Source organism: Nocardia otitidiscaviarum, from assembly GCF_007362295.1.
GTDB lineage: Bacteria > Actinomycetota > Actinomycetes > Mycobacteriales > Mycobacteriaceae > Nocardia > Nocardia otitidiscaviarum.
The window spans coordinates 2,245,653-2,268,789 of sequence record NZ_CP041695.1 but is presented as its reverse complement, the minus strand read 5'-3'; the positions used below and the strand labels follow the sequence as shown (position 1 = coordinate 2,268,789).

Sequence of the window (23,137 nt, the reverse complement as noted above, 5' to 3'; positions counted from 1 at the left end):
CGTCCGCGGTGGTGTCCTTCGCGACGCTGCCGTCCTCGACGGAGTCGTTCTCGACGGAGTCGGCCTCGTCGTCATCGGTGAAGGCGGCGTTGCTGGCCCACTCGACGGAGTCCGGATCGGCCAGGTCGGCGGCGCGCTCCTCAGCGTCGGTTTCACCGTCGAGGTCGGCGGAGGCGGCGTTCATGAACCAGGTCAGGGCCTCCTCCTCGCGACCGGCGGCGAGGAGGGCCTCGGCGTAGGCGTAATCGAGGCGGGCGGCGGCCGAGCCGGTGCGGCTCGGGTCCAGGTCGGGAGTTTGCAGGGTGACGACGGCCTGGTCGTACTGACCGAGGTCCATGCGGGCGCCCGCGACCACGATGCGCAGTTCGGTGGCCTCGTCGCCCTTCAGCAGCCGGGCCTCATCGCTGCGGCCGAGTTCGATGGCGCGTTCGGGGCGGCCGAGGCCGCGCTCGCAGTCGGCCATGACGGCCAGCAAGCCCGCGCCACCGGACATGCGGCGGGCGGTCCGCAGCTCGGACAGCGCCTCCGCCCACTCCCCCGCGTGATACGCGGCGACACCGGCGGTTTCGCGCACCACGGCGATCCGCCCGGCCCGCTGCCGCGCCGCCCGCGCGTGTTCGAGCGCCTGCTCCGGGTCCTCCTCCAGCAGACGAGCGACCATCACCAGGTGCCGGGCCACGGTCTCGGCATTGTTCTTGTCCAAGCTCAGCAGATCACGGCGCACCGCACCGTCGAGATCGCCGGGCTGCACGTCCTCCGGCAGGGCGGGCTCGTCCGGGCGGGCCGGACGCCGATCGCTGCCGCGACCACCCGCGGCAGCACCTTCGCCGCCGCGGCGACGATCCGCGCTGTCCCGGTGGACATTCCGGCCGCCTTCGTCCTCGCGCCCGGCACCGCGGCGGTCATCACCGCCGCGCCCGAAACCGCCACGCCCCTCGTGCCCGGCCCCGCGACGATCCTCATCGCGGCCGCCGAAACCACGGCGATCATCACCACCGCGCCGATCCTCGTCGCGCCCGAAGGTGCGACGGTCATCGCGCCCGAAGCCGCGGCGGTCGTCGTCTCGGCCGCCAGCGCGACGGTCGTCGTCGCGACCGTAGTCCCGCCGCTCGCCGCCGCCGAAGCCGCGACGGTCGTCGCGCCCCGCGGAGTCACGGCCCGCGGAGTCGCGGCCCTTGAAACCGCCGTGGTCGCGCTTGTCGCCGCCGAATCCACTGCGGCCGAAGCCTTCTCGGTCGCCCCGACGCTCGTGGCCGCGCCCGGAACCCTCTCCGCGCCCGGCGTTGTCGCGACCGAAGCCCCGGCCACCGTCCCGCCCGGCGTTGTCGCGCGAGAAGCCGCCGCGATTACCGCCACGGTCGTCGTCACGACGGAAACCGCCGCGCTCGCCGCCCTCACGACGGAAACCGCCCCGGTCGCCGCCGAAGCGCGACCCACCGCGCTCGTCGTCGCGGCGTGGCCCCCGAGCATCATCACGGCGGAAGCCCCGGTCATCGTCACGACGACCGCCGCGCTCGTTATCGCGGCGGAAACCCCGGTCGTTCTCACGCCGGAAGCCGCCCCGATCGTCACCACGGGAGCCACCGCGATCATCACCGCGATGGAAACCACCCCGGTCGTCGCCGCGGCCGTAGCCCCCGCGCTGATTGTCGCCGCGCGAACCGCCGCGGTCGTCGTCCCGGCGGAAACCCCGGTCATTCCCGCGCCGGAAGCCGCCCCGATCGTCACCACGCGAACCGCCGCGATCATCACCGCGGAAACCGCCTCGGTCGTCACGTTCACCGCCGCGGCGGAAGCCGCGGTCGTCGTCTCGGCGGGAGTTCCCGCGTTCACCCTCGCGGCGGAAGCCGCCGCGGTTCTCGCCACGGCCGGAGCTGTCGCGGTTGTAGCCGCCCTCGCGGCGCGGACCGGACGCCCGGTCCTGGTCTCGTCGATCGCCCGCCGCGTCATCACGTCCCGAACGGTGGAAACCGCCCTGGCCCGATCCGCTGCTACGGCGGAACGGCTTCCTGCCGTCGTTCTGCTCCGACACGGTGATCCCTCTCTAGTCCTGTTGTGCCTGCCGTACCCGGCCGCGGCGCTGCGCTGCGCGTGAGGGCTGACGGGGGAACCCGCCAACTCAAATTCAATCACGCAGCGTCGAGCGTCCTCGCGGCACCGGGTGCTGAAACGCCGAAAGGGGACCCAGTGTTGGGTCCCCTTTCGTGAAGGATGTTCCGGCGGTGTCCTACTCTCCCACACCCTGTCGAGTGCAGTACCATCGGCGCAGGTGGCCTTAGCTTCCGGGTTCGGAATGGGACCGGGCGTTTCCCCACCGCTATAGCCGCCGTAACTCTATGAAACTGTCCACACCACGAACACCCCAACCCGGGGGTTCGAGCATGCGTGTGTTGTTTCAGATACCGCACAGTGGACGCGTAGCAGCTTTGTTGGTAAGTCCTCGGCCTATTAGTACCAGTCACCTCCACACGTTACCGCGCTTCCAGTTCTGGCCTATCAACCCAATGGTCTGTTGGGGGCCTTACCCCCTCGAGGGGGTGAGAAACCTCATCTTGGAACAGGCTTCCCGCTTAGATGCTTTCAGCGGTTATCCCTTCCGAACGTGGCCAACCAGCAGTGCTCCTGGCGGAACAACTGGCACACCAGAGGTTCGTCCGTCCCGGTCCTCTCGTACTAGGGACAGCCTTCCTCAAGTTTCTAACGCGCGCGGCGGATAGAGACCGAACTGTCTCACGACGTTCTAAACCCAGCTCGCGTGCCGCTTTAATGGGCGAACAGCCCAACCCTTGGGACCTACTCCAGCCCCAGGATGCGACGAGCCGACATCGAGGTGCCAAACCATCCCGTCGATATGGACTCTTGGGGAAGATCAGCCTGTTATCCCCGGGGTACCTTTTATCCGTTGAGCGACACCGCTTCCACATGCCGGTGCCGGATCACTAGTCCCGACTTTCGTCCCTGCTCGACATGTCTGTCTCACAGTCAAGCTCCCTTGTGCACTTGCACTCGACACCTGATTGCCAACCAGGCTGAGGGAACCTTTGGGCGCCTCCGTTACATTTTGGGAGGCAACCGCCCCAGTTAAACTACCCACCAGGCACTGTCCCTGAACCCGATCAGGGTCCGAGGTTAGAGGTCCAATACGATCAGAGTGGTATTTCAACGACGACTCCCACGACACTAGCGTGCCGCTTTCACAGTCTCCCACCTATCCTACACAAACCGTACCGAACACCAATACCAAGCTATAGTGAAGGTCCCGGGGTCTTTTCGTCCTGCCGCGCGTAACGAGCATCTTTACTCGTAATGCAATTTCGCCGAGTCTGTGGTTGAGACAGCAGAGAAGTCGTTACGCCATTCGTGCAGGTCGGAACTTACCCGACAAGGAATTTCGCTACCTTAGGATGGTTATAGTTACCACCGCCGTTTACCGGGGCTTAAATTCTCAGCTTCGCACCGAAGCGCTAACCGGTCCTCTTAACCTTCCGGCACCGGGCAGGCGTCAGTCCGTATACATCGTCTTACGACTTCGCACGGACCTGTGTTTTTAGTAAACAGTCGCTTCTCTCTGGTCTCTGCGACCCCGACCAGCTCCCACCGCAAAGGTGTTCACCAGCCCGGGTCCCCCTTCTCCCGAAGTTACGGGGGCATTTTGCCGAGTTCCTTAACCACAGTTCTCTCGATCGCCTCGGTATTCTCTACCTGACCACCTGTGTCGGTTTGGGGTACGGGCCGTGTACCAACTCACTAGAGGCTTTTCTCGGCAGCATAGGATCACTGAATTCGCCTCAATCGGCTACGCATCACCTCTCAGGCTATATGTCGTGCGGATTTGCCTACACGACGCCCTACCGGCTTACACCAGGTATTCCATCACCTGGCCCAGCTACCTTCCTGCGTCACCCCATCGCTTGACTACTACAATCAGGGTCCCGTGCAGCCACTTCCGGCTCCCCGAAGGGAGTCCATCCGCTTTTGGACGGTTAGCACAACTGATTCGCCATTGGGCGCGGGTACACGGGTACGGGAATATCAACCCGTTGTCCATCGGCTACGCCTGTCGGCCTCGTCTTAGGTCCCGACTCACCCTGGGCGGATTAACCTGGCCCAGGAACCCTTGGTCATTCGGCGGACGAGTTTCTCACTCGTCTTTCGCTACTCATGCCTGCATTCTCACTCGCGCAGCCTCCACAACTAGGTCACCCTGCTGCTTCCCTGGCTACACGACGCTCCCCTACCCACCCAGACTCCTGGCTCGAAAGCAAGATTAATGTCTGAGTGCCGCGGCTTCGGCGGTGTACTTGAGCCCCGCTACATTGTCGGCGCAGGATCACTTGACCAGTGAGCTATTACGCACTCTTTCAAGGGTGGCTGCTTCTAAGCCAACCTCCTGGTTGTCTCTGCGACCCCACATCCTTTTCCACTTAGTACACGCTTAGGGGCCTTAGCCGGCGATCTGGGCTGTTTCCCTCTCGACTACGAAGCTTATCCCCCGCAGTCTCACTGCCACGCTCTCACACACCGGCATTCGGAGTTTGGCTGACTTCGGTAAGCTTGTGGGCCCCCTAGGCCATCCAGTAGCTCTACCTCCGGCGTGAAACACGTGACGCTGCACCTAAATGCATTTCGGGGAGAACCAGCTATCACGGAGTTTGATTGGCCTTTCACCCCTACCCACAGCTCATCCCCTCAGTTTTCAACCTAAGTGGGTTCGGGCCTCCACGACGTCTTACCGTCGCTTCACCCTGGCCATGGGTAGATCACTCCGCTTCGGGTCCATAGCATGCGACTCTGGGCGCCCTATTCGGACTCGCTTTCGCTACGGCTACCCCACACGGGTTAACCTCGCCACATACCGATGACTCGCAGGCTCATTCTTCAAAAGGCACGCCATCACCCCACCACAAAGGAGGGCTCTGACGGATTGTAAGCGCACGGTTTCAGGTACTATTTCACTCCCCTCCCGGGGTACTTTTCACCTTTCCCTCACGGTACTAGTCCGCTATCGGTCACCAGGTAGTATTCAGGCTTATCGGGTGGTCCCGACAGATTCACAGCAGATTTCACGGGCCCGCTGCTACTCGGGAGTCATCCACGACAGAGAACACGTTTTCGCCTACCGGACTCTCACCGTCTACGGTTGGCCATCCCAGACCAATTCAGCTAACGCGATCTTTTCTGACTGTCGCTCAGTCCGGCAGAACTGAGAAGAATGATCCCACGACCCCGCATGGACAACGCCTGCCGGCTATCACATCCACACGGTTTAGCCTCATCCGCTTTCGCTCGCCACTACTCACGGAATCACTGTTGTTTTCTCTTCCTGTGGGTACTGAGATGTTTCACTTCCCCACGTTCCCTCCACACACCCTATATATTCAGGCGCGGGTAACACGACATCACTCGTGCTGGGTTTCCCCATTCGGAAATCCTCGGATCTCAGCTCGGTTGACAGCTCCCCGAGGCTTATCGCAGCCTCCTACGTCCTTCATCGGCTCCTGGTGCCAAGGCATCCACCGTACGCTCTTACACACTTACTAACAAAGATGCTCGCGTCCACTGTGCAGTTCTCAAACAACACACAAGCCTGACCCTTTACCCAGCACCAGCCACAACCAACGTTGCGCGGTATGACTGAAAGCCAGCCTCGTCGTTTTTGCCTGGAAAGAACGTCTGTTCTTTCAGGACCCAACAGTGTGTCGACTACATCCGAGCCAGGCTCGGCACATGTCAGTGTTCCACCCATGAGCGTCCGCCGGACCACGTTCGGGTCCGAAACGGTCTCTGACACACCCACAATCACCTGTGTGACGCAGTGTGTAGAAGTGCTCCTTAGAAAGGAGGTGATCCAGCCGCACCTTCCGGTACGGCTACCTTGTTACGACTTCGTCCCAATCGCCAATCCCACCTTCGACGGCTCCCTCCCACGAGGGGTTAGGCCACCGGCTTCGGGTGTTACCGACTTTCATGACGTGACGGGCGGTGTGTACAAGGCCCGGGAACGTATTCACCGCAGCGTTGCTGATCTGCGATTACTAGCGACTCCAACTTCACGGGGTCGAGTTGCAGACCCCGATCCGAACTGAGACCGGCTTTAAGGGATTCGCTCCACCTCGCGGTATCGCAGCCCTCTGTACCGGCCATTGTAGCATGTGTGAAGCCCTGGACATAAGGGGCATGATGACTTGACGTCGTCCCCACCTTCCTCCGAGTTGACCCCGGCAGTCTCTCACGAGTCCCCGCCATTACGCGCTGGCAACATAAGATAAGGGTTGCGCTCGTTGCGGGACTTAACCCAACATCTCACGACACGAGCTGACGACAGCCATGCACCACCTGTACACCGACCACAAGGGGGGCCGTATCTCTACGGCTTTCCGGTGTATGTCAAACCCAGGTAAGGTTCTTCGCGTTGCATCGAATTAATCCACATGCTCCGCCGCTTGTGCGGGCCCCCGTCAATTCCTTTGAGTTTTAGCCTTGCGGCCGTACTCCCCAGGCGGGGTACTTAATGCGTTAGCTACGGCACGGATCCCGTGGAAGGAAACCCACACCTAGTACCCACCGTTTACGGCGTGGACTACCAGGGTATCTAATCCTGTTCGCTACCCACGCTTTCGCTTCTCAGCGTCAGTTACTTCCCAGAGACCCGCCTTCGCCACCGGTGTTCCTCCTGATATCTGCGCATTTCACCGCTACACCAGGAATTCCAGTCTCCCCTGAAGTACTCTAGTCTGCCCGTATCGACCGCAGGCGCGCAGTTGAGCTGCACGTTTTCACGATCGACGCGACAGACCGCCTACAAGCTCTTTACGCCCAGTAATTCCGGACAACGCTCGCACCCTACGTATTACCGCGGCTGCTGGCACGTAGTTGGCCGGTGCTTCTTCTACAGGTACCGTCACTTGCGCTTCGTCCCTGTCGAAAGAGGTTTACAACCCGAAGGCCGTCATCCCTCACGCGGCGTCGCTGCATCAGGCTTTCGCCCATTGTGCAATATTCCCCACTGCTGCCTCCCGTAGGAGTCTGGGCCGTGTCTCAGTCCCAGTGTGGCCGGTCGCCCTCTCAGGCCGGCTACCCGTCGTCGCCTTGGTAGGCCGTTACCCCACCAACAAGCTGATAGGCCGCGGGCCCATCTCGCACCAGTAAACCTTTCCACCACAAACCATGCGATTCGTGGTCATATCCGGTATTAGACCCAGTTTCCCAGGCTTATCCCAGAGTGCGAGGCAGATCACCCACGTGTTACTCACCCGTTCGCCGCTCGTGTACCCCGAAGGGCCTTACCGCTCGACTTGCATGTGTTAAGCACGCCGCCAGCGTTCGTCCTGAGCCAGGATCAAACTCTCCGTTGAAGACTCTCGAAACACCCGAAGGTGAATCAGAAGAATAATCGAACCAGAGTCCGAAAACCTAGCAAAACAATCGCCAGCCGGAAATTAGCTGACTAAATGTCCGACACCCACACGGGGGTGTAAGCGCCGGAACCAAAAAATATTTGGCACTGACATTCATCGACACACTATTGAGTTCTCAAAGAACACACGCACACACCATCGAACCGATCTGATCGATTGTCCAGCGAGGCAACTTTTCCAGCCTAACCACCTGACCCCTCGGAGTCAAGTACCAGTTTCGGACTGGGGTGTTCGCGCCAGGCGCTCCTCGTCCAACCTCGTTCTCCGATCCCGTATTCCCTGCTCTGAGCTGGGGTTTCGGTCCCGGTCGGTGTCCGTGTCGCTCTGACCTGGAATAAGTTACGTGGCGGAAAACGGAACGTCAAATCGCCTGGTCGCGAAGGTGTTTGCGCAGGTCGCGAAGCCCCGAAACGACAAGATCGCCGGGTTGGGCCACGAGTTTGTGACCCAGCTCTCGGCGATCTCTTCCGCGCATAAGGGAGAAGGGGGCGGGACCGTGTCCCACCCCCTTCGTTCAGCCCGCTCGACGAACTCCCGCGAAGTTCTTCTTGCCGCGCCGCAGCACCAGCCAGCGTCCATGCAGGTAGTCGCCCTCCGCGGGCGTCCACTCCAGATCGGACACACGCTCGTTGTTCACCGACGCTCCGCCCTCGTTGACCGCGCGCCGCGCCGCGCCGCGGCTCTCGCACAGGCCGGAGGCGACCAGCAGGTCCACGATGGTGGCGGTGCCGTCGGCCTCGGCGACCTTGCCCTCGACCGCTGCCTCGGTCAGCGCCGCGGCCAGCGTGGACTCGTCGAGTTCACGCAGTTCGCCGCGACCGAACAGGGCCTGGCTGGCGAGCTGGACCGCGCGCGTGTGCTCCTCACCGTGCACCAGCGTGGTCATCTCCGCGGCCAGGCGACGCTGCGCCTCGCGGGCGTGCGGGCGCTCGACCGTGGCCTGCTCCAGCTCGTCCAACTCCTCCTTGGTGAGGAAGGTGAACCAGCGCAGGTAGCGCACCACATCGGCGTCGGCGGTGTTCACGAAGTACTGGTACCAGGCGTACGGGCTGGTCATCTCCGGATCCAGCCACAGGCTGCCACCGCCGGTCGACTTGCCGAACTTCTTGCCGTCGGCCGAGGTGACCAGCGGTGTGGTCAGGGCATGGACGGATTCGCTGTCCACGCGGCGGTTGAGCTCCACGCCCGCGATGATGTTGCCCCACTGATCGGAGCCACCGACCTGCAGGCGGCAGCCGTAGTTGCGGCGCAGCTGCACGAAGTCGTTGGCCTGCAGCAGCATGTAGCTGAACTCGGTGTAGGACATGCCGTCGGATTCGAGCCGCCGCTTGACGGTATCGCGGGCCAGCATGACGTTGATCGAGAAGTGCTTGCCGATATCGCGTAGGAAGGCGACGGCGCTCAGCGGGCCGGTCCAGTCCATGTTGTTGGCGATGATGGCACCGGTGGGCGAATCGTCGAGATCGACGAAGCGCTCTAGTTGGGAGCGGATGCGGCCGGCCCACTCGGCCACGGTGTCGGTGGAGTTCATGGTGCGCTCGCCGACATCGCGGGGGTCGCCGATCAGCCCGGTGGCACCGCCCGCCAGCACGATCGGGCGGTGCCCGGCCTGCTGGAAGCGCTTCAGGGTCAGCAGCGGGACCAGGTGCCCGGCGTGCAGGGAGGCCGCGGTCGGGTCGAATCCGGCATAGAGGGTCAGCGGGCCCTTCGCCAGGTCCGCACGCAGGGCGTCCAGGTCGGTGGACTGTGCGATCAGTCCGCGCCAGGTCAGTTCATCGATGATGTCGCCGCTCACGTCACCCCATCTTTCCGCACGGATACCGGAGACCTGCGCAGAGGTCTGCCATTCGGGAATCGGCCCCGGGCGGGCGCATGCGCGCCGGGGTCCGCCGCCGAGTGTGCGCGACCGCGGCCGGGACGGCCAGCGAGTTTCCGGGGCGTACCCGTCAGGAGACGGAACCGTTCGGTTCCCGAGCTAGTCGACGAAGGTCGCCTTGAGAGCGGTCAGATGAGCGCGGCTGGCGGTGGCGGCGGCCGTCGCATCGCGGGCTCGAATGGCCTCCACCAGTTCTTCATGGGCACGATTGTCGGCGCGAGCATCGGCCACCGGCCGGATGCGCAGCATCTCGACCATGGCCCGGCGCAGTCGCGGCACGAAGGCGTCGAACAGCTGGGTGAGGATGTCGTTGTGGGCGGCGGTGATGACCGTGCGGTGGAAGTCGGTGTCGGCGTCCACGAGCCGTTCGGCCGTGGCCCCCGCTTCGGCGCGGGCGCCCAGCGTCCGCCACAGTGCACGGAGGTCGGCGGGGGTGCGTCGGCTCGCGGCCAAGGCGGCGGCCTCGGTTTCGATGGCGATGCGCGCCTCGATGACGGTGACGATGTCGGCCCGGCGCAGCACGGTGTCCCAATCCTCGGTCACATCCAGGGCGGTGACGAAAACGCCCGCGCCCTGGCGGCTTTCGAGGACGCCGCGACCGGAGAGCTCGCGAATCGCCTCGCGCAGGGTGGAGCGTCCCACTCCGAGCTGCGCGGCCAGGGTGGTCTCCCCGGGCAGTTTGTGTCCGAGCGCCCACCGACCCGCGCGGATGTGACTCAGCAGTACCTCGGCGGCCTGCGCGGCGAGCGGATGCCGCTGTACCTGCGACACGGGTATCCCACCTCTCTACTTGTCTGAGGAGTTATCGGGCTCTAGTGTAGGCCGCATGCATACGGGTGCCCTGCTTCTCCTTCGCCGCCGCGGCGGGGTCTGATCGACCGGCACCCCGCTCGCGGGTCGCTGTGCCGTGCCGGTCGTCTCACCGACGCGAAGGAAGTACAGCACATGCCCACTCCCCCGATCTGGAACCGCCAGCAGCCCTCGGCCATGCCGTCGCACCGGTATCGCGATGTGTATCAGCGTGTTTCGGTTCCACTGACCGATCGACACTGGCCGTCGAACCGCCTCACCGCCGCCCCGCTGTGGGTGCCGGTCGATCTGCGCGACGGCAATCAGGCACTGGCCGAGCCCATGGATCCGGCACGCAAACGCCGATTCTTCGAACTGCTGATCACCATGGGATACAAGGAGATCGAGGTCGGCTACCCGAGTGCCTCCCGCACCGATTTCGAATTCGTGCGTCTGCTCGCCGACCAGGCGGTGGCCCCGGCGGATGTCACCATCGTCGTGTTCACCCCGGCGCGGCGCGACCTCATCGAGCGCACGATGGAGTCGATTCGCGGCATACCCAATCAGGTTGTCGTCCACATGTATACCGCCACCGCGCCGACCTGGCGCGATGTGGTCCTGGGCAGCTCGCGTACGGAGTTGGCGGACAGGATCGTCGCGGGCGGGCGCGACATCCTGGAACTGGCCGACGCCATGCCGAATGTGCGATTCCAGTTCTCCCCCGAGGTCTTCATGCTGACGGAACCGGATTTCGCGCTGGAGGTGTGCGACCGGATGACCACGCTGTGGGACGCCGGCCCGCAGCGGCCGGTCACCGTCAATCTGCCCGCGACGGTGGAGGTGGCGACGCCGAATGTGTACGCCGACCAGATCGAGTACATGCACCGGAATCTGGCGCGCCGCGACGGGGTGATCCTGTCGGTGCATCCGCACAACGACCGCGGTACCGGTGTGGCGTGCGCGGAGTTGGCGGTACTGGCCGGGGCGCAGCGGGTGGAGGGCTGCGTATTCGGCAACGGCGAACGCACCGGCAATGTGGATCTGGCGACACTGGCGCTGAATCTGCATGCGCAGGGCGTGGATCCGATGATCGACTTCTCCGATATCGACGCGATCCGCCGCACGGTGGAGTACTGCACGCGGATACCGGTGCACGAACGGCACCCGTACGCCGGGGATCTGGTGTACACGGCCTTCTCCGGAACCCATCAGGACGCGATTCGAAAGGGCTTCGCCGCACATCGCGAGCGGGCCGCGCGGCTCGGCAGGTCGGAGCGCGATATCGCCTGGGAGGTACCGTATCTGCCGATCGATCCGGCCGATGTAGGGCGGTCCTACGACGCGGTCATCCGGGTCAACTCGCAGTCGGGCAAGGGCGGGATCGCCTATCTGCTGCACACCGAATTCGGGCTGGAACCGCCGCGCCGGTTGCAGATCGATTTCGCGAGACATGTGCAGCGACACAGCGACGACAGCGGGGCCGAGGTGTCGGCGCAACAGCTGTGGGAGCTGTTCACGCGGGTGTATGTCGAGGTGTCGCCGCCGGGACCGGACGCGGAAGTGCTGTCGGAATCCCGCCAGCACATCGATCGCGGCACCGAGTCGGTGACGGTCACCTACCGGGAGTACCGGACCGCGGCCGGGGTGCGGTGGGTGGTGCGGATGGCCCCGGCTCGGGAAGCGGCCGTCTCAGGCTCCGGCATCACCGGATGAGGTGTCGCCGAGTCGCCGCTCCAGGTCGGCGACGCGGCTCTCCAGTGCCGTGATCCGCTGTCGCAGTTCCCGTTCGGCGGGCGGCGGCAGCTCGCGGGGGGCGGGTCCGGCGCCGCCGAAGTGCGCGAGTACCGCCTTGCGCACCCGGTCGGCGTCGGCACCCACCGCGACGAGGATCTGCGCGGCGACGCCCTCCCCCTCCCGGACGAGGGCGAGCAGCAGGTGTTCGGGGGCGATGGTGCTGTGGCGCAGCAGCAATGCCTCGCGCAGCGACAGCTCCAGCACCTTCTTGGCGCGCGGCGTGAAGGGAATGTGGCCGCTGGGCTCGCCCTCGGAGGTGCCGATCATGGTCGCGACGCGTTCGCGCAGGGCGGGAAGTTCGACGCCGAGGTCGGCGAGCAGCGCCGCGGTGGTCCCGTCCGGCTCGGCCGTCAGACCGAGCAGGATGTGCTCGGTGCCGATGTAGTTGTGCCCGAGCAGCCGGGCTTCCTCCTGGGACAGCACGATGACGCGGCGGGTGTTGTCACTGAATCGTTCGAACATGGAACCGCCTGTGGGGTGTGGTTTCGATTCCACGGTAGTCCGTGCGTGACCGTATCGGGGGCGAAACCTCTCGGGTTCGGCGCGCGATCAGGCCGGGCGGTCGAGTCGCGGAGCACGCGGGCTGCGCCGGTAGGCCGAGACCGCCGGGGAGTCGCGCAGCCACAGCCGCCACGGCTGATCGGCGGCGACACTGACGCCGACACGCGGGCCGACGCCGATGACGGAGGGGTCGGTGAGTTCCGGGCCGAGTTCGAGACGGATCGGCGATGCCGGATCGAAGAGCGGAGTTCCGTAGTCGGCCAAGGCGATTCCGAGCGCGCTGCCGAGATTGCCGGGACCGCGCGCCAGGGCGGCGTCGGTGCGGGCGGCGGGGCGGCGGGCCCGCGCCTGCTCGTGTCCGGCGGTGATCTCACCGGCGCGCAGCAGAACGGCGCTGGCCGTGCCGTCCGGACCGGTGGTGACGTTCACGCAGGTGTGCATGCCGTAGCTGAGATAGACGTACAGCATTCCGGCCGGCCCGAACATGATGGTGTTGCGCGGGGTGGGCCCGGGATACGAATGCGCGGCCGGGTCGGGCCACGGTCCGGACGGGTCGCTGCCGTAGGCCTCGACCTCGACCAGGCGCAGTGCCACCGGACCGGACCACAGCGTCGCACCGAGCAGTCGCCGGGCGGCGGACAGGGGTTCCACGGCGAGTTCTGCGGCGCTCACGGGCGTCCATTCTTCCCGATGCGTGATCTCGCCGGGTCGCCGCCGCTAGTGAACCCCGCCGGACGGACGGAGACCAGCGAGTTTGTCGGGGTTGACCTGGAAGCGCAGGTGCCAAATGTGCCCGTCGAGGATGTCGAAGGTGATGACGCCCACCGGATGGTCACCGAGCCTGCCGACAATGCTCAGTTCGCCGTTGACGACCACGGTTTCGAGGGTGATGCCGGTGAGTACGGGTTTGGCCAGGACGCCCAGCAGCCAGCGGGCGACGTGGTCGGGTCCGTGCAGCGGTCGGCGCGCGGCGGTGACCTTGCCGCCGCCGTCGTTCCACAGCGTGACCTCCGGGGCCAGCAGTTCCATGAGCGCATTGACATCGCCGCCGCGGCAGGCCGCCAGGAAGCGGTCGGTGACCCGGGAGCGCGCCGCGGTATCGGTGTCGAAGCGGGGGCGGCGGGATCGGACGTGCCCGCGCCCGGTGCCCGATCTGGCGGACGGTGGCCTCCGGCCGGTCCAGGAATCCGGCGATCTCACCGTGCGAGTAGCCGAACACCTCGCGCAGCACGAAGACCGCGCGCTCGACCGGGCTGAGTGTCTCCAGGACCACCAGCATGGCCGTCGATACGCTGTCGGCCGTCTCGGTCTCCTCGGCGGCCGAATCCGGGCCGGTGAGCAGGGGTTCGGGCAGCCACGGGCCGATATAGGTCTCGCGGGTGGCGCGGGCGGAGGTGAGACGGTTCAGCGACAGGTTGGTGACGGTCCGCACCAGGTAGGACTTCGGATGTTCGACCGAATCTCGATCCACCGCATGCCATTTCAGCCAGGCGTCCTGGAGGATGTCCTCGGCGTCGGCGACGCTGCCGAGCATCCGGTAGGCGGTGCCGAACAGCAGACGGCGGTGTTCGACGAAAGGGTCGGCGGCCGCCGTGTCGGGTGTCTCGTCCCACATGTCCTCATCCTCACCCAGCGCGCACGCCTCGGGACAGTTTCACCGCGACCGGCAGGCGCTTGCTCATCGTGATGAGTGGGATCGGGCTGCTGCTCACGCTGTCCTTGTAGAACACCGCCGCCCGGCCGCGCAGGTACCAGCGTCCGGGGGTGTCGTCGGCCCGGACGAACTGGATGACCGCGTCCTTGCGGCCCAGGCTGAGCGGCTGGTGGAAGTAGCCGAACCGGAAGTGCCGCAGCGGCTTCGCCCGCAACAACCGGGTGATGGCGTCGGCGGTGTAGGCGGCGGTGGGCATTCCGCTCTGGCAGGTGCCGTGCAGTGTGCCCCAGGGCATGCGGACCGCGGCCGCGTCACCGACGGCGTGGATCTCGGGATGGGAGACCGAGCGCAGGGTGGCGTCGGTGACGATGCGCCCGCGGGCGTCGGTCTCGACGCCCGCGCGTGCGGCCAGCGGCGGAACCCGGACACCGGTGGTCCACAGGGTGAGGTCGGAGCCGAGGTGTTCGCCGGTGTCCAGGCATACCGCCTCGGGCAGCACCTTGGTGGCGCGCACGCCCACCCGGCGGACGATGCCGAGCCGGTCCATGGCGCGCTCGAGGTGGGCCCGTGCGCGCTCCCCCATCATCGATCCGGGTCGGCTGTCGGTCACCAGGGTGACGGTGAGCCCGGGGTGGCTTTCCGCGATCTCGGTGGCCGCCTCGATTCCGGTGAGTCCGCCGCCGCAGACGGTCACGGTGCCACCGGTCGCGGCCACCTCCGCGAGGCGCCGGGAGAACCGGTGTGCCCGCCGGGGATCGTCGACGGTCCACGCGTGTTCGTCGGCGCCCGGCACCAGCGCGGTATCGGTGCTGCTGCCCAGGGCGTAGACGAGGGTGTCATAGCCGAGGGTGGCGCCGTCGTCGAGGGTGACCGTCCGCGCGGTCGGATCGATGGCGGTCGCGGCGGCCTGCCGGAACACCACGCCGGAGCCGTCGAGCACCGTGGGAATCGAGTGGTGCGCCAATTCCTGGCCGGCGGCGACCTGGTGCATGCGCAGTCGCTCGGTGAAGCGCGCCGACGGGTTGACGAGCGTGATTCGCACCGGCAGCCGTCGTGTGCGCCGCGCCAGCCGGGCAGCGGTGAGCATGCCGGTGTAGCCCGCTCCCAGAATGACGACCTCGTGGATCTCGTCGTGGTTCATATCTGCCTCACACGTACTCGTTCTTCGCTGTCGACCATGGGACAGGGCAGCCTCCGAGAACGTGACAGCCCGCGACTGTGACCCGCGTCACTTCACCGGGAAGGCTGTGTGCGGGTGCCGGAGTGATGCGGACCATGGAACATTCGCGCTGGTCACCTGGTTGCACCAGAGCGGTGCCGCGGCACTCGCGGGCGGTCATCGGCGTCCGCGCCGAATCGTTGGAATGAGGTGTGATGGCCGTACAGGTCGAGGTCTGGACCGATATCAACTGCCCGTTCTGCTATCTGGGCAAGCGGCGGTTCGAGGAGGCACTGCACGACTTCCCGCATCGCGACCAGGTACGGGTGGTGCACCGGTCCTTCGAACTGGACCCCACCCTCGGCAAGGGGCACAGCGATGCGGTGATCCCGTACATCGCGAAGAAGTACGGCATCAGCGAGGCACAGGCCGCGGCCAATGAGCGCGGTATCGGAACGCAGGCCGAGGCGGTGGGGTTGACCTATCGGACCGAGGGGCGCGATTTCGGCAGCAGCTTCGATATGCACCGGCTGCTGCACTTCGCGCTGGCGCAGGGACGGCAGGAAGCGCTGCTGGACGCGCTCTACGAGGCCAATTTCGCGGATGCGCGGCCGCTGTTCGGCGATACCGAGCGCCTGGTGTCGGTGGCGGTGGGCGCGGGTTTCGACGAGGACCGGGTGCGCGCGGTACTCGCCGACCCGGACGCGTACGCCGAGGCGGTACGCGCCGATGAGGCCGAGGCGGCCCGGCTGGGTGCGCGCGGCGTGCCGTTCTTCGTCTTCGACCGCACCTACGGCGTATCGGGCGCCCAGCCGCCCGAGGTGTTCGCGCAGGCGCTGGATCGGGCATGGAGCGAGCGACAGCCGCGACTCGAGGTGCTGGACGGCGAGGATGCCTGCGGCCCCGACGGATGCGCTGTGCCGCAGCGGGATTGAGCCATACAAGCGGGTGATCCGGGGTGGGGCGCGCGGCCGGCCGCCCCGCATCGGCGACCGACCGCGCGTGCCGCGACGCCCTGCGCGCGGTGGCGTGCGGCGGGACGAGATGCCCGGTGACCCGACACCCCGAAAGTCGTACCGGGCCGACCATAACCCACCCCGACGCCGGTTAGAAGCTGAAGCGTTTCACTACTTTTGGGGGCTGGACGGCAGATAGCGACTGTGCTCTCCCCCGCGCACGCCGACGATATCGTCGGCGATGACGAAACCGTAGGCGACCAGGATCAGCGCCACGAGCTGCGCCCACGCCACCCACACCACCCCGACGCCGGCGGTAGCCACCGTGGCGAACGCCGCGATCAACCGCCACCACGGCCGTGGCAGGCCGAGCACCAGCCGAAACGCCCACTGTCCCACGAAGAACAGTGCCACCCCGCCCGACAGCGCCAACGCCGCCGCGGCGGGCAGCCGCGCACCGCCCTCGCTGATGCTCAATTGCAGTCCGGCGGCGGTCATCACGATGCCGATCACGAGCGGAATCAGCGCGTAACCGTAGGCCAGCACCGCGGCACGGGGCCGAGCGGCCGCGGGCAGGGCACCCAGCACCTGTTCCCCGCGCTCGTCGTCGAACCCGAAGAAGGCCCACCACAGTACATACGCGAGAGTCAGTGCGAGCGCGACCATTCCGGCCAGGCCGAGGGTGAGGTCCAGCCCGGCCAGACCCGAGCCCACCGCGAGAATGGACTCTCCGATCGCGATGATCACGACCAGTCCGTGCCGCTCACAGAAGTGGCTGGCCCGGATCACGAACCCACTCGTATCGATGAGGTACGGCGTGACGATCTGCACCAGTATCGCCAGCGCCCACAGTGCGTAGCGCGGCCAGCCGTGAATCAGCCCGCCCGCCACCACGAGTCCGGCCGAGAGGCCGTTGAACGCGGCCAAGCGCACCACCGCCGGGGTGACCGAGGCGCCCCCGTTCGAATAGAACAGCCCGGTGTGCACCGTATTCACGAGCAGATAGCCCAGCCCGAAGGCCAGCCCGGAACCGTGGAACGCCTCGGGAACGGCGAGGGCGATGACGAGGAAGCCGAACATGCCCACCATGAGCCAGGTGCGCCGCACCGATGTACTCGGCGCGACCTCGTTGGTGAGCCACACGTACCCGGAGTACATCCACCAGATGACGCCGAACATCAAGGCCACCTGACCGAACTCCACCCAGCCCGGGTGGTGGGTGTAGACGTGCGAGAGCTGGATGATGGTGAAGACGAAGACCAGGTCGAAGAACAGCTCCAGGGTGGAGACGCGGAGCTGTCCGCCGTCGGCGGCTTCGGTGGGATGTGTACTGCTCACCCGGCGAGAGTAGAGCGATCCGTACGTCGCCGCCCGTTGACCCGCGGGGCGTGACGCGCGATTTCAGGGTGGGTTCGGGGGCGATCTCCGGGCTTTGCCGGATGTGGCGTCTACCTGCTGTTTTCTAGCTTCGAGGGATGTCATCGGTACGCAGGTCGCGCATGCGGCGGATACTCCTCGGCGGCGCGGCGGTTCTCGTGGTCATCATCGTCTCGGTCGCGGGCGGATTCGCCTGGGTGTATTCCACGGCGGACATCTCCACCGTCGGCACGGTGGACTTCGACCGCGAACTCGCGATACCACCGCTCGCGCCGTCCCGGGTCGACACCGATGGCACTCGGGTCTTCGAACTCGAGATGCATTCGGGGCAGCGCGAATTCGAACCGGGTGTGGTCACGCCGACGTGGGGGTTCAATGGCGATCATCTCGGTCCGACACTGCGGGCGCGGCGCGGTGAGCAGGTGCGGGTGACCGTGCGCAACTCACTGCCGGAGCGGTCGTCGGTGCATTGGCACGGTATGCACCTGCCGGCGGAGATGGACGGCGGGCCGCATCAGCCGGTGGCGGCCGGGGCGACGTGGACACCGCACTGGCTGGTCGATCAGCCCGCGGCGACGCTCTGGTACCACCCGCATCCGCACGGGGAGACCGAATCCCATGTGCGGCGCGGGCTGGCGGGCATGTTCATTCTCGACGACGACGCTGCCGACGGGTTGGCGCTGCCGCGCGACTACGGGGTGAACGATCTGCCGATCATCGTGCAGGACGTGCGTTTTCGCGGCGGCGAGCTGAACGGGACCCACCAGATGTTCCGGGACGTCGGGTTTCTCGGGGACCGGATCATGGTCAACGGCACGCTGTCGCCGTATCGCGAGGTGGGCGACGAGCTGATCCGGCTGCGTCTGCTCAATGCCTCCACGGCCCGCGTCTACAACTTCGGCTTCGCCGACGACCGGCCGTTCGCGCTGATCGGCTCCGACGGTGGACTATTGGAACGACCGGTCGAGCTGAACCGGGTCCAGCTGTCACCGGGTGAGCGGGCCGAGATCGTGGTGCGGATGCGACCCGCCGAACGGGTGGTGCTGCGGGGCTACCCCTTCGACGCCGGGCTGGACTTCTTCGGACAGCGCTTCGCCGGCGGCGACGACCGCTTCGACATCCTCGAGTTGCGGGCCGCCGAGACCCTGCGCCCCGCACCCGGGGTGCCCGAAGCACTGGTGCCCGCGCAGACCCCCGACGGCTCGAATGCCGTGCGGGAGCGCACCTTCGATCTTCAGTTCGCCCAGATCAACGGCAGGCCCATGGATATGGATCGGATCGACGAGACCGTCACCCAGGGCACCACCGAGATCTGGACGGTGCGCAATACCGACGGCATGCCGCACAACTTCCATGTGCACGATGTGCAGTTCCGGGTGCTGACGGTGGACGGTTCACCACCGCCCGCCGCTCTGCGCGGGCCGAAGGACACCGTGTACATCGCGCCGGGCGCGACCGTGCGGCTCGCCCTGCGTTTCGACGGGCCCGCCGATCCGGATACGCCCTACATGTACCACTGCCATCTGCTCTGGCACGAGGATCTGGGCATGATGGGGCAGTTCGTGGTGGTCGAACCGGGCGGGTCCGCCGGGACGCCGCCGCGCCACGGCGGACACTGAGCGGTGACCGCTCAGCGGTATTCCGGATTCTCGAAGTCGAAGCGGCAGCCCGCATCCCATTCGCTGCGCTGGTTGCCGTGCGCCGGGAAGCCGCCCGCGTCCACCAGAATGCGGGCCAGGTGCATGAGATTCCACGTCATGAAGGTGGTGTTGCGGTTGGTGAAGTCGTTGTCGGGGCCGCCGGAACCCGGGTCCAGGTAGGACGGTCCGGGTCCGGCTTCGCCGATCCAGCCCGCGTCGGCCTGCGGCGGGATGCTGTAGCCGATGTGCTGGAGGCTGTAGAGCACGTTCATGGCACAGTGTTTGATGCCGTCCTCGTTGCCGGTGATGAGGCAGCCGCCGACCCGCCCGTAGTAGGCGTACTGTCCGGCGTCGTTGAGCACGCTGGAGTTGGCGTAGAGCCGCTCGATCACCTGCTTCATGACGGAACTGTTGTCGCCCAACCAGATCGGCCCCGCGAGCACCAGAATATGGGCGTCCATGACCTGCCGTTGCAGGGCGGGCCAGGCGTCGGTCGCCCAGCCGTGCTCGGTCATATCCGGCCAGACGCCGGTGGCGATATCGTGGTCGACGGCGCGGATGTGGGAGACGCTGACGCCGTTCTTCGCCATGATGTGCGCCGACAGGTCGATGATCCCCTGGGTGTTGCTGCGTTCCGGGGAGCGTTTCAGCGTGCAGTTGATGAACAGGGCGCGCAGGTCGCTGAAATCGGGCATGGCTGGCTACCTTTCGAGTGTGCCGCGGTGGGGTCGGCCGCGGTGGACGGTGACCGTGGCCAGGGCGACCAGGGTCCAGACGGTGACCAATGCGAGGGCAAGCCCGAGCAGATAGGGCCGGTCGCGAATGGTGGGATTATCGGCGTTGGCGCCGCCGGGTGCGAGTACCGGCACGGCGATGAGCAGCAGGGTGACGGTGGCGACCGCACCGCACGCGGCCGGAGCCCAGGCGCGCGGCGGCAGCACTCGACGGCCCGCGGTGCCGATGACCGCGCACAGCGGCGCGAAGACCGCGTCGTGGACGAGAATGCCGCCCGCGAACCAGAAGACGATCGAGATCATGTCGGTGCGGCTCATTGCCAGCAGGTCGGTGATGCCCAGCGCCGCCAGCCACAGGCCGAGCAGCACGAGCAGTACGCGGATCGGGGTCACGGCAACTCCTCGATACGGGACAGCCATTTGGTCTGGAGGACGCCGGGGCGATTGGGGGCGATGAGACGGCACGGGTAGCCGTGGTCGAGATTCAGATCGGCGTCGCCGATGCGGAGGGCGACCAGGGTGTCGGCGGCGACCACGTGCGGGCGCGGCAGCACCGAGGTGCGGTAGCTGCCGCTGTCCTCCAGCGAGGTGAATCGCACACTGCCACCCCGGTATTCGCCGACGGCGGCGAGCAGGTCGCGCAGGCGCACCCCGGACCAGCGGGCGGTGGCGCTCCAGCCCTCCACACAGGCGATCGGCAGATCGGCGGTGTGCTGCGGCAAGGCCGCCAGTTCCGCCCGGGTGAAGGTGCGACGGCGCTCGCCGACGGCGACGGTGAGGGCGTAGTCGGCGGCGGTGGCGCGCTGCTCCACCCCCGCCTCCAGGGCGGTGCGATTGATCGGAACGCCCTGGGGTCCATGGCCGCTGCGCGGGGCGAGGACGGCGATGCGGCGCAGGTACGGCACCGTCTGGCCCGCCGTCGACAAGCCCGCCACCAGGGCGGCGACGGCGGCGGCACCCAGCAGCGTGCGGCGCGAGATGCCCTGGCCTGCCGGGGTTTCGCTGTCGGTGCGACCTCGCAGGGCCGCGCGGATCACCGGCAGTTTCACCGCCAGGTGCACGGCGAGCGCACCGACGGCGATATAGGCCATGGCGTAGTGCGTGGTGGTGAAGAAGAATCGCCACGGATAGTTCTGCGCGGTATTGAACAGTCCGGTGACGAGTTGGAAGATCACCGCACCCACCAGCACCGCGATCGACCCCCGCTCCAGGGCGCGCACCGGATTGCCCAGCAGCGGGCGGGCGAACAGGCGCGGGTACACCGACCAGAGCTTGACCAGCAGCAGTGGAATGGCGACGACACCGGAGACGACGTGGGTGCCCTGGGTGACGCGGTAGAGCCAGACCGGGTACGCGGGCCAGGCGAACCACTGCGGCGGATGCTGGATCCAGTGGCTCAGCAGGCCGGTGGCGAAGCAGATGAGTATCGCGGTGCCCAAGGCGATTCCGACGCGCGCGGCCACCTCCGGGCCACGCGCGGGCGACATCCGGCGCGCGATGGCGGCGGGCAGCAGCAGCTGCCTCGGCCCTCCTGCGGGCGTGGTCGAAACCGCCGACGCGGCGCGATCGGTCGGGTCGCCGCTCAGGCTGTGCGGCTCACGGTTCTCGGCGCGATCGGCCCGATCACCGCCCGGGGCCTGCGGGTCGAGTCCGGGTGCCGGATCGTCCGGTGGCTCCGGGGTGGTCATGGGACGAGTTCCGGGTGCGCCGCACGGTGCCGGCGCATGGCCGTGCCGAAGCGGCCGTGTGCGTCGGCGGCGACCTGGAGGGCGTCGGCGTAGGTGTCGACGTCATTGAGTACGGGCAGGTCGTGGACGCGGTAGTGGCTGCGGTGCAGCAGGTCTCGGGTGAGTTCGCCGGTGCGGGCGGTGGACATGGGCACCTCGGCGAGAGCGGGGGCGGCCCACGGGTCGGTCCAGCCCAGCGCCCACCAGCCGCCGTCGGCGGCGGGCCCGAACACCGCGTCGGCGGGACCGGTGAGCCGAGCCGCCGCGCCGGTCAGCAGTTCCGGGGTGACCTGCGGGGTGTCCATGCCGATCTGCACGATCGGCAGGCCGAAGCGAGCGGCGTCGGCGTGGGCGTGGGCCAGGCGCTCGGCGAAGCCGTGGCCGCGCTGCGGCACCACGGTGAAATCGGCCAGCGCGCGACCGATGTCGTCGGCCGCCTCGGCCGCCGCCAGGTCCCCCGTCCACGCGACCACCCGGTGCCGGACGGCTGCGGCGCGCATGGCGTCGAGGGTGTCCAGCAGGGCGGCGGCGGCCAGGCGCGCACCCTCGTGCGGTGTCAGGGGCGGAGTGAGGCGGGTTTTGGCGAAGCCCGCGATGGGCGCTTTCGCCACCACGAGCAGGGTGGCGGGCAGTCGCTCGGCAGACGGTGCGGTCATCGGGTCCTCCTGCGGTGGGCGGCGGGCGCCAGGCCCCGCAGCGGGTACGGACGGACGTGTCGCGACGGCCTCGGACCACGCGGCGCGAGCGGTCGGGTGGGCGGCACGAGTCCCGTGCGTCCTGTCATCGGACGCTCCAGAAGTCGCGGATGGCTCGTAGGGTGCCGCGCACCGAGCCGGAGATCTTCGAGACGCCGTGGGTTCGGGGGCGGTAGGCGATATCGCGTTCGATGAGTGACCAGCCCGCCCCGGCCGCGGCCACCAGCAGTGCCAGCGGGTAGCCGGAGCGCGGGTGCAGTGGGCCGAGGGCGAGCAGGCGGTCGCGGTGGGCGACGCGCATGGCCGCCACGTCGTGGACGGGCAGACCGTAGTGGTGGCGCAGGCGGGCGGCCACCAGGGCATTGCCCAGGCGGGCGTGCCAGGGCCAGGCGCCGCGACCGGCGGGGCGGCGACGGCCGACGACCATATCGACCTGGGGCGTCAAATCCGCTACCAGGGTGGACAACTCGCGGGGGTCCATGGAGCCGTCACCGTCGAGGACGGCCACGATATCGGTGCGGGCCGACCGCACACCGGCGTGCACGGCACTGCCGTAGCCGGGGACGGGCTCGGTGACGACGGTGGCCCCGGCGGTGCGGGCGACCGCGGCGGTGTCGTCGGTGGAACCGTTGTCCACCACGATCACCCGATAGCCCGCGGGGATTGCCGTGAGTACGCCAGGGAGCGCACCGGCTTCATCGCGACACGGAATCACCACCGTGACGCAGGATTCCTCGTTCGATTCGGTCACGCCTAGACCGTAGGCCCGCGCGGGCCGGATGAACCCCAACACACCGATGACGAAAGTATGACGGGA

Annotated in this window: 13 protein-coding genes, 3 rRNA genes and 3 pseudogenes; 3 read left to right on the top strand and 16 right to left on the bottom strand. The window is 67.0% G+C overall.

Annotated elements, in window-relative coordinates; all coding sequences use genetic code 11:
- Nucleotides 1-109 precede the first annotated feature (109 nt).
- The 6 genes and pseudogenes from FOH10_RS09805 to FOH10_RS09780 all read right to left on the bottom strand — a co-directional run.
- Nucleotides 110-1,036 (bottom strand): annotated as a pseudogene (locus FOH10_RS09805) (hypothetical protein); the annotation flags it as partial.
- 1,178 nt (nucleotides 1,037-2,214) lie between these two features.
- Nucleotides 2,215-2,331: ribosomal RNA gene (gene rrf / locus FOH10_RS09800) — 5S ribosomal RNA — on the bottom strand.
- A 97-nt stretch (nucleotides 2,332-2,428) separates the two neighbouring features.
- Nucleotides 2,429-5,540 (bottom strand): 23S ribosomal RNA (locus tag FOH10_RS09795).
- Between the two features lie 296 nt (nucleotides 5,541-5,836).
- Nucleotides 5,837-7,355: ribosomal RNA gene (locus tag FOH10_RS09790) — 16S ribosomal RNA — on the bottom strand.
- The 16S, 23S and 5S rRNA genes sit together here, the layout of an rRNA operon.
- A 577-nt stretch (nucleotides 7,356-7,932) precedes the next feature.
- Nucleotides 7,933-9,213 (bottom strand): tyrosine--tRNA ligase, encoded by a 1,281-nt coding sequence (gene tyrS / locus FOH10_RS09785; RefSeq protein WP_039818447.1) that lies wholly within the window; start codon nucleotides 9,211-9,213, stop codon nucleotides 7,933-7,935.
- A 180-nt stretch (nucleotides 9,214-9,393) separates the two neighbouring features.
- Nucleotides 9,394-10,071, bottom strand: a complete 678-nt coding sequence (locus FOH10_RS09780) for a FadR/GntR family transcriptional regulator (RefSeq protein WP_143980464.1) — start codon at nucleotides 10,069-10,071, stop codon at nucleotides 9,394-9,396.
- Between the two features lie 210 nt (nucleotides 10,072-10,281).
- Between FOH10_RS09780 and FOH10_RS09775 the strand changes: the two genes are divergently transcribed.
- Entirely contained in the window at nucleotides 10,282-11,796 is a 1,515-nt protein-coding gene (locus tag FOH10_RS09775; RefSeq protein ID WP_143983978.1) for a 2-isopropylmalate synthase, read from the top strand.
- A 90-nt stretch (nucleotides 11,797-11,886) separates the two neighbouring features.
- On the opposite strand, the pseudogene FOH10_RS09770 reads toward FOH10_RS09775, so the two are convergent.
- The 4 genes and pseudogenes from FOH10_RS09770 to FOH10_RS09755 all read right to left on the bottom strand — a co-directional run.
- A pseudogene (locus FOH10_RS09770) lies at nucleotides 11,887-12,339 on the bottom strand (Clp protease N-terminal domain-containing protein); the annotation flags it as partial.
- 87 nt (nucleotides 12,340-12,426) lie between these two features.
- A complete protein-coding gene (locus FOH10_RS09765) occupies nucleotides 12,427-13,050 on the bottom strand; it encodes a DNA-3-methyladenine glycosylase (protein ID WP_143980462.1) in 624 nt (207 codons plus the stop codon).
- A 45-nt stretch (nucleotides 13,051-13,095) separates the two neighbouring features.
- Nucleotides 13,096-13,993 (bottom strand): annotated as a pseudogene (locus tag FOH10_RS36250) (RNA polymerase sigma-70 factor).
- Between the two features lie 10 nt (nucleotides 13,994-14,003).
- Entirely contained in the window at nucleotides 14,004-15,173 is a 1,170-nt protein-coding gene (locus FOH10_RS09755; RefSeq protein ID WP_143980461.1) for an NAD(P)/FAD-dependent oxidoreductase, read from the bottom strand.
- Nucleotides 15,174-15,406: 233 nt separating this feature from the next.
- Between FOH10_RS09755 and FOH10_RS09750 the strand changes: the two genes are divergently transcribed.
- Nucleotides 15,407-16,126, top strand: coding sequence for a DsbA family oxidoreductase (locus tag FOH10_RS09750; protein ID WP_143980460.1), 720 nt, complete (start codon nucleotides 15,407-15,409; stop codon nucleotides 16,124-16,126).
- 192 nt (nucleotides 16,127-16,318) lie between these two features.
- On the opposite strand, the gene FOH10_RS09745 is transcribed toward FOH10_RS09750, so the two are convergent.
- Nucleotides 16,319-17,485 carry a low temperature requirement protein A gene (locus FOH10_RS09745; RefSeq protein ID WP_143980459.1) on the bottom strand — a complete coding sequence of 389 codons (1,167 nt, stop codon included), beginning with the start codon at nucleotides 17,483-17,485 and terminating at the stop codon, nucleotides 16,319-16,321.
- A gap of 137 nt (nucleotides 17,486-17,622) precedes the next feature.
- On the opposite strand from FOH10_RS09745, the gene FOH10_RS09740 reads away from it, so the two are divergent.
- Nucleotides 17,623-19,143 carry a multicopper oxidase family protein gene (locus FOH10_RS09740; RefSeq protein WP_143980458.1) on the top strand — a complete coding sequence of 507 codons (1,521 nt, stop codon included), beginning with the start codon at nucleotides 17,623-17,625 and terminating at the stop codon, nucleotides 19,141-19,143.
- Nucleotides 19,144-19,154: 11 nt separating this feature from the next.
- On the opposite strand, the gene FOH10_RS09735 is transcribed toward FOH10_RS09740, so the two are convergent.
- The 5 genes from FOH10_RS09735 to FOH10_RS09715 all read right to left on the bottom strand — a co-directional run bounded on the left by FOH10_RS09735 (nucleotide 19,155) and on the right by FOH10_RS09715 (nucleotide 23,071).
- Nucleotides 19,155-19,859 (bottom strand): flavodoxin family protein, encoded by a 705-nt coding sequence (locus FOH10_RS09735; RefSeq protein WP_029928839.1) that lies wholly within the window; start codon nucleotides 19,857-19,859, stop codon nucleotides 19,155-19,157.
- 6 nt (nucleotides 19,860-19,865) lie between these two features.
- Entirely contained in the window at nucleotides 19,866-20,291 is a 426-nt protein-coding gene (locus FOH10_RS09730) for a hypothetical protein (protein WP_143980457.1), read from the bottom strand.
- The gene (locus tag FOH10_RS09725; RefSeq protein ID WP_143983977.1) at nucleotides 20,288-21,385 is read right to left on the bottom strand and encodes a molybdopterin-dependent oxidoreductase; all 1,098 of its coding nucleotides are present in this window, start codon (nucleotides 21,383-21,385) and stop codon (nucleotides 20,288-20,290) included. Before FOH10_RS09725 ends, FOH10_RS09730 begins: the two co-directional genes overlap by 4 nt.
- Nucleotides 21,386-21,582: 197 nt before the next feature.
- A complete protein-coding gene (locus FOH10_RS09720; RefSeq protein WP_143980456.1) occupies nucleotides 21,583-22,281 on the bottom strand; it encodes a TIGR04282 family arsenosugar biosynthesis glycosyltransferase in 699 nt (232 codons plus the stop codon).
- A 124-nt stretch (nucleotides 22,282-22,405) separates the two neighbouring features.
- Nucleotides 22,406-23,071, bottom strand: a complete 666-nt coding sequence (locus tag FOH10_RS09715) for a glycosyltransferase family 2 protein (protein ID WP_186000775.1) — start codon at nucleotides 23,069-23,071, stop codon at nucleotides 22,406-22,408.
- Nucleotides 23,072-23,137: the final 66 nt, after the last annotated feature.

Bases quoted from the DNA above. Each gene is read 5' to 3' on its own strand.
- FOH10_RS09725 (WP_143983977.1), bottom strand. From the start codon at position 21,385: ATGTCGCCCGCGCGTGGCCCGGAGGTGGCCGCGCGCGTCGGAATCGCC.
- FOH10_RS09775 (WP_143983978.1), top strand. From the start codon at position 10,282: ATGCCGTCGCACCGGTATCGCGATGTGTATCAGCGTGTTTCGGTTCCA.
- FOH10_RS09720 (WP_143980456.1), bottom strand. From the start codon at position 22,281: ATGACCGCACCGTCTGCCGAGCGACTGCCCGCCACCCTGCTCGTGGTG.
- FOH10_RS09755 (WP_143980461.1), bottom strand. From the start codon at position 15,173: ATGAACCACGACGAGATCCACGAGGTCGTCATTCTGGGAGCGGGCTAC.
- FOH10_RS09740 (WP_143980458.1), top strand. From the start codon at position 17,623: ATGTCATCGGTACGCAGGTCGCGCATGCGGCGGATACTCCTCGGCGGC.
- FOH10_RS09750 (WP_143980460.1), top strand. From the start codon at position 15,407: ATGGCCGTACAGGTCGAGGTCTGGACCGATATCAACTGCCCGTTCTGC.
- FOH10_RS09735 (WP_029928839.1), bottom strand. From the start codon at position 19,859: ATGCCCGATTTCAGCGACCTGCGCGCCCTGTTCATCAACTGCACGCTG.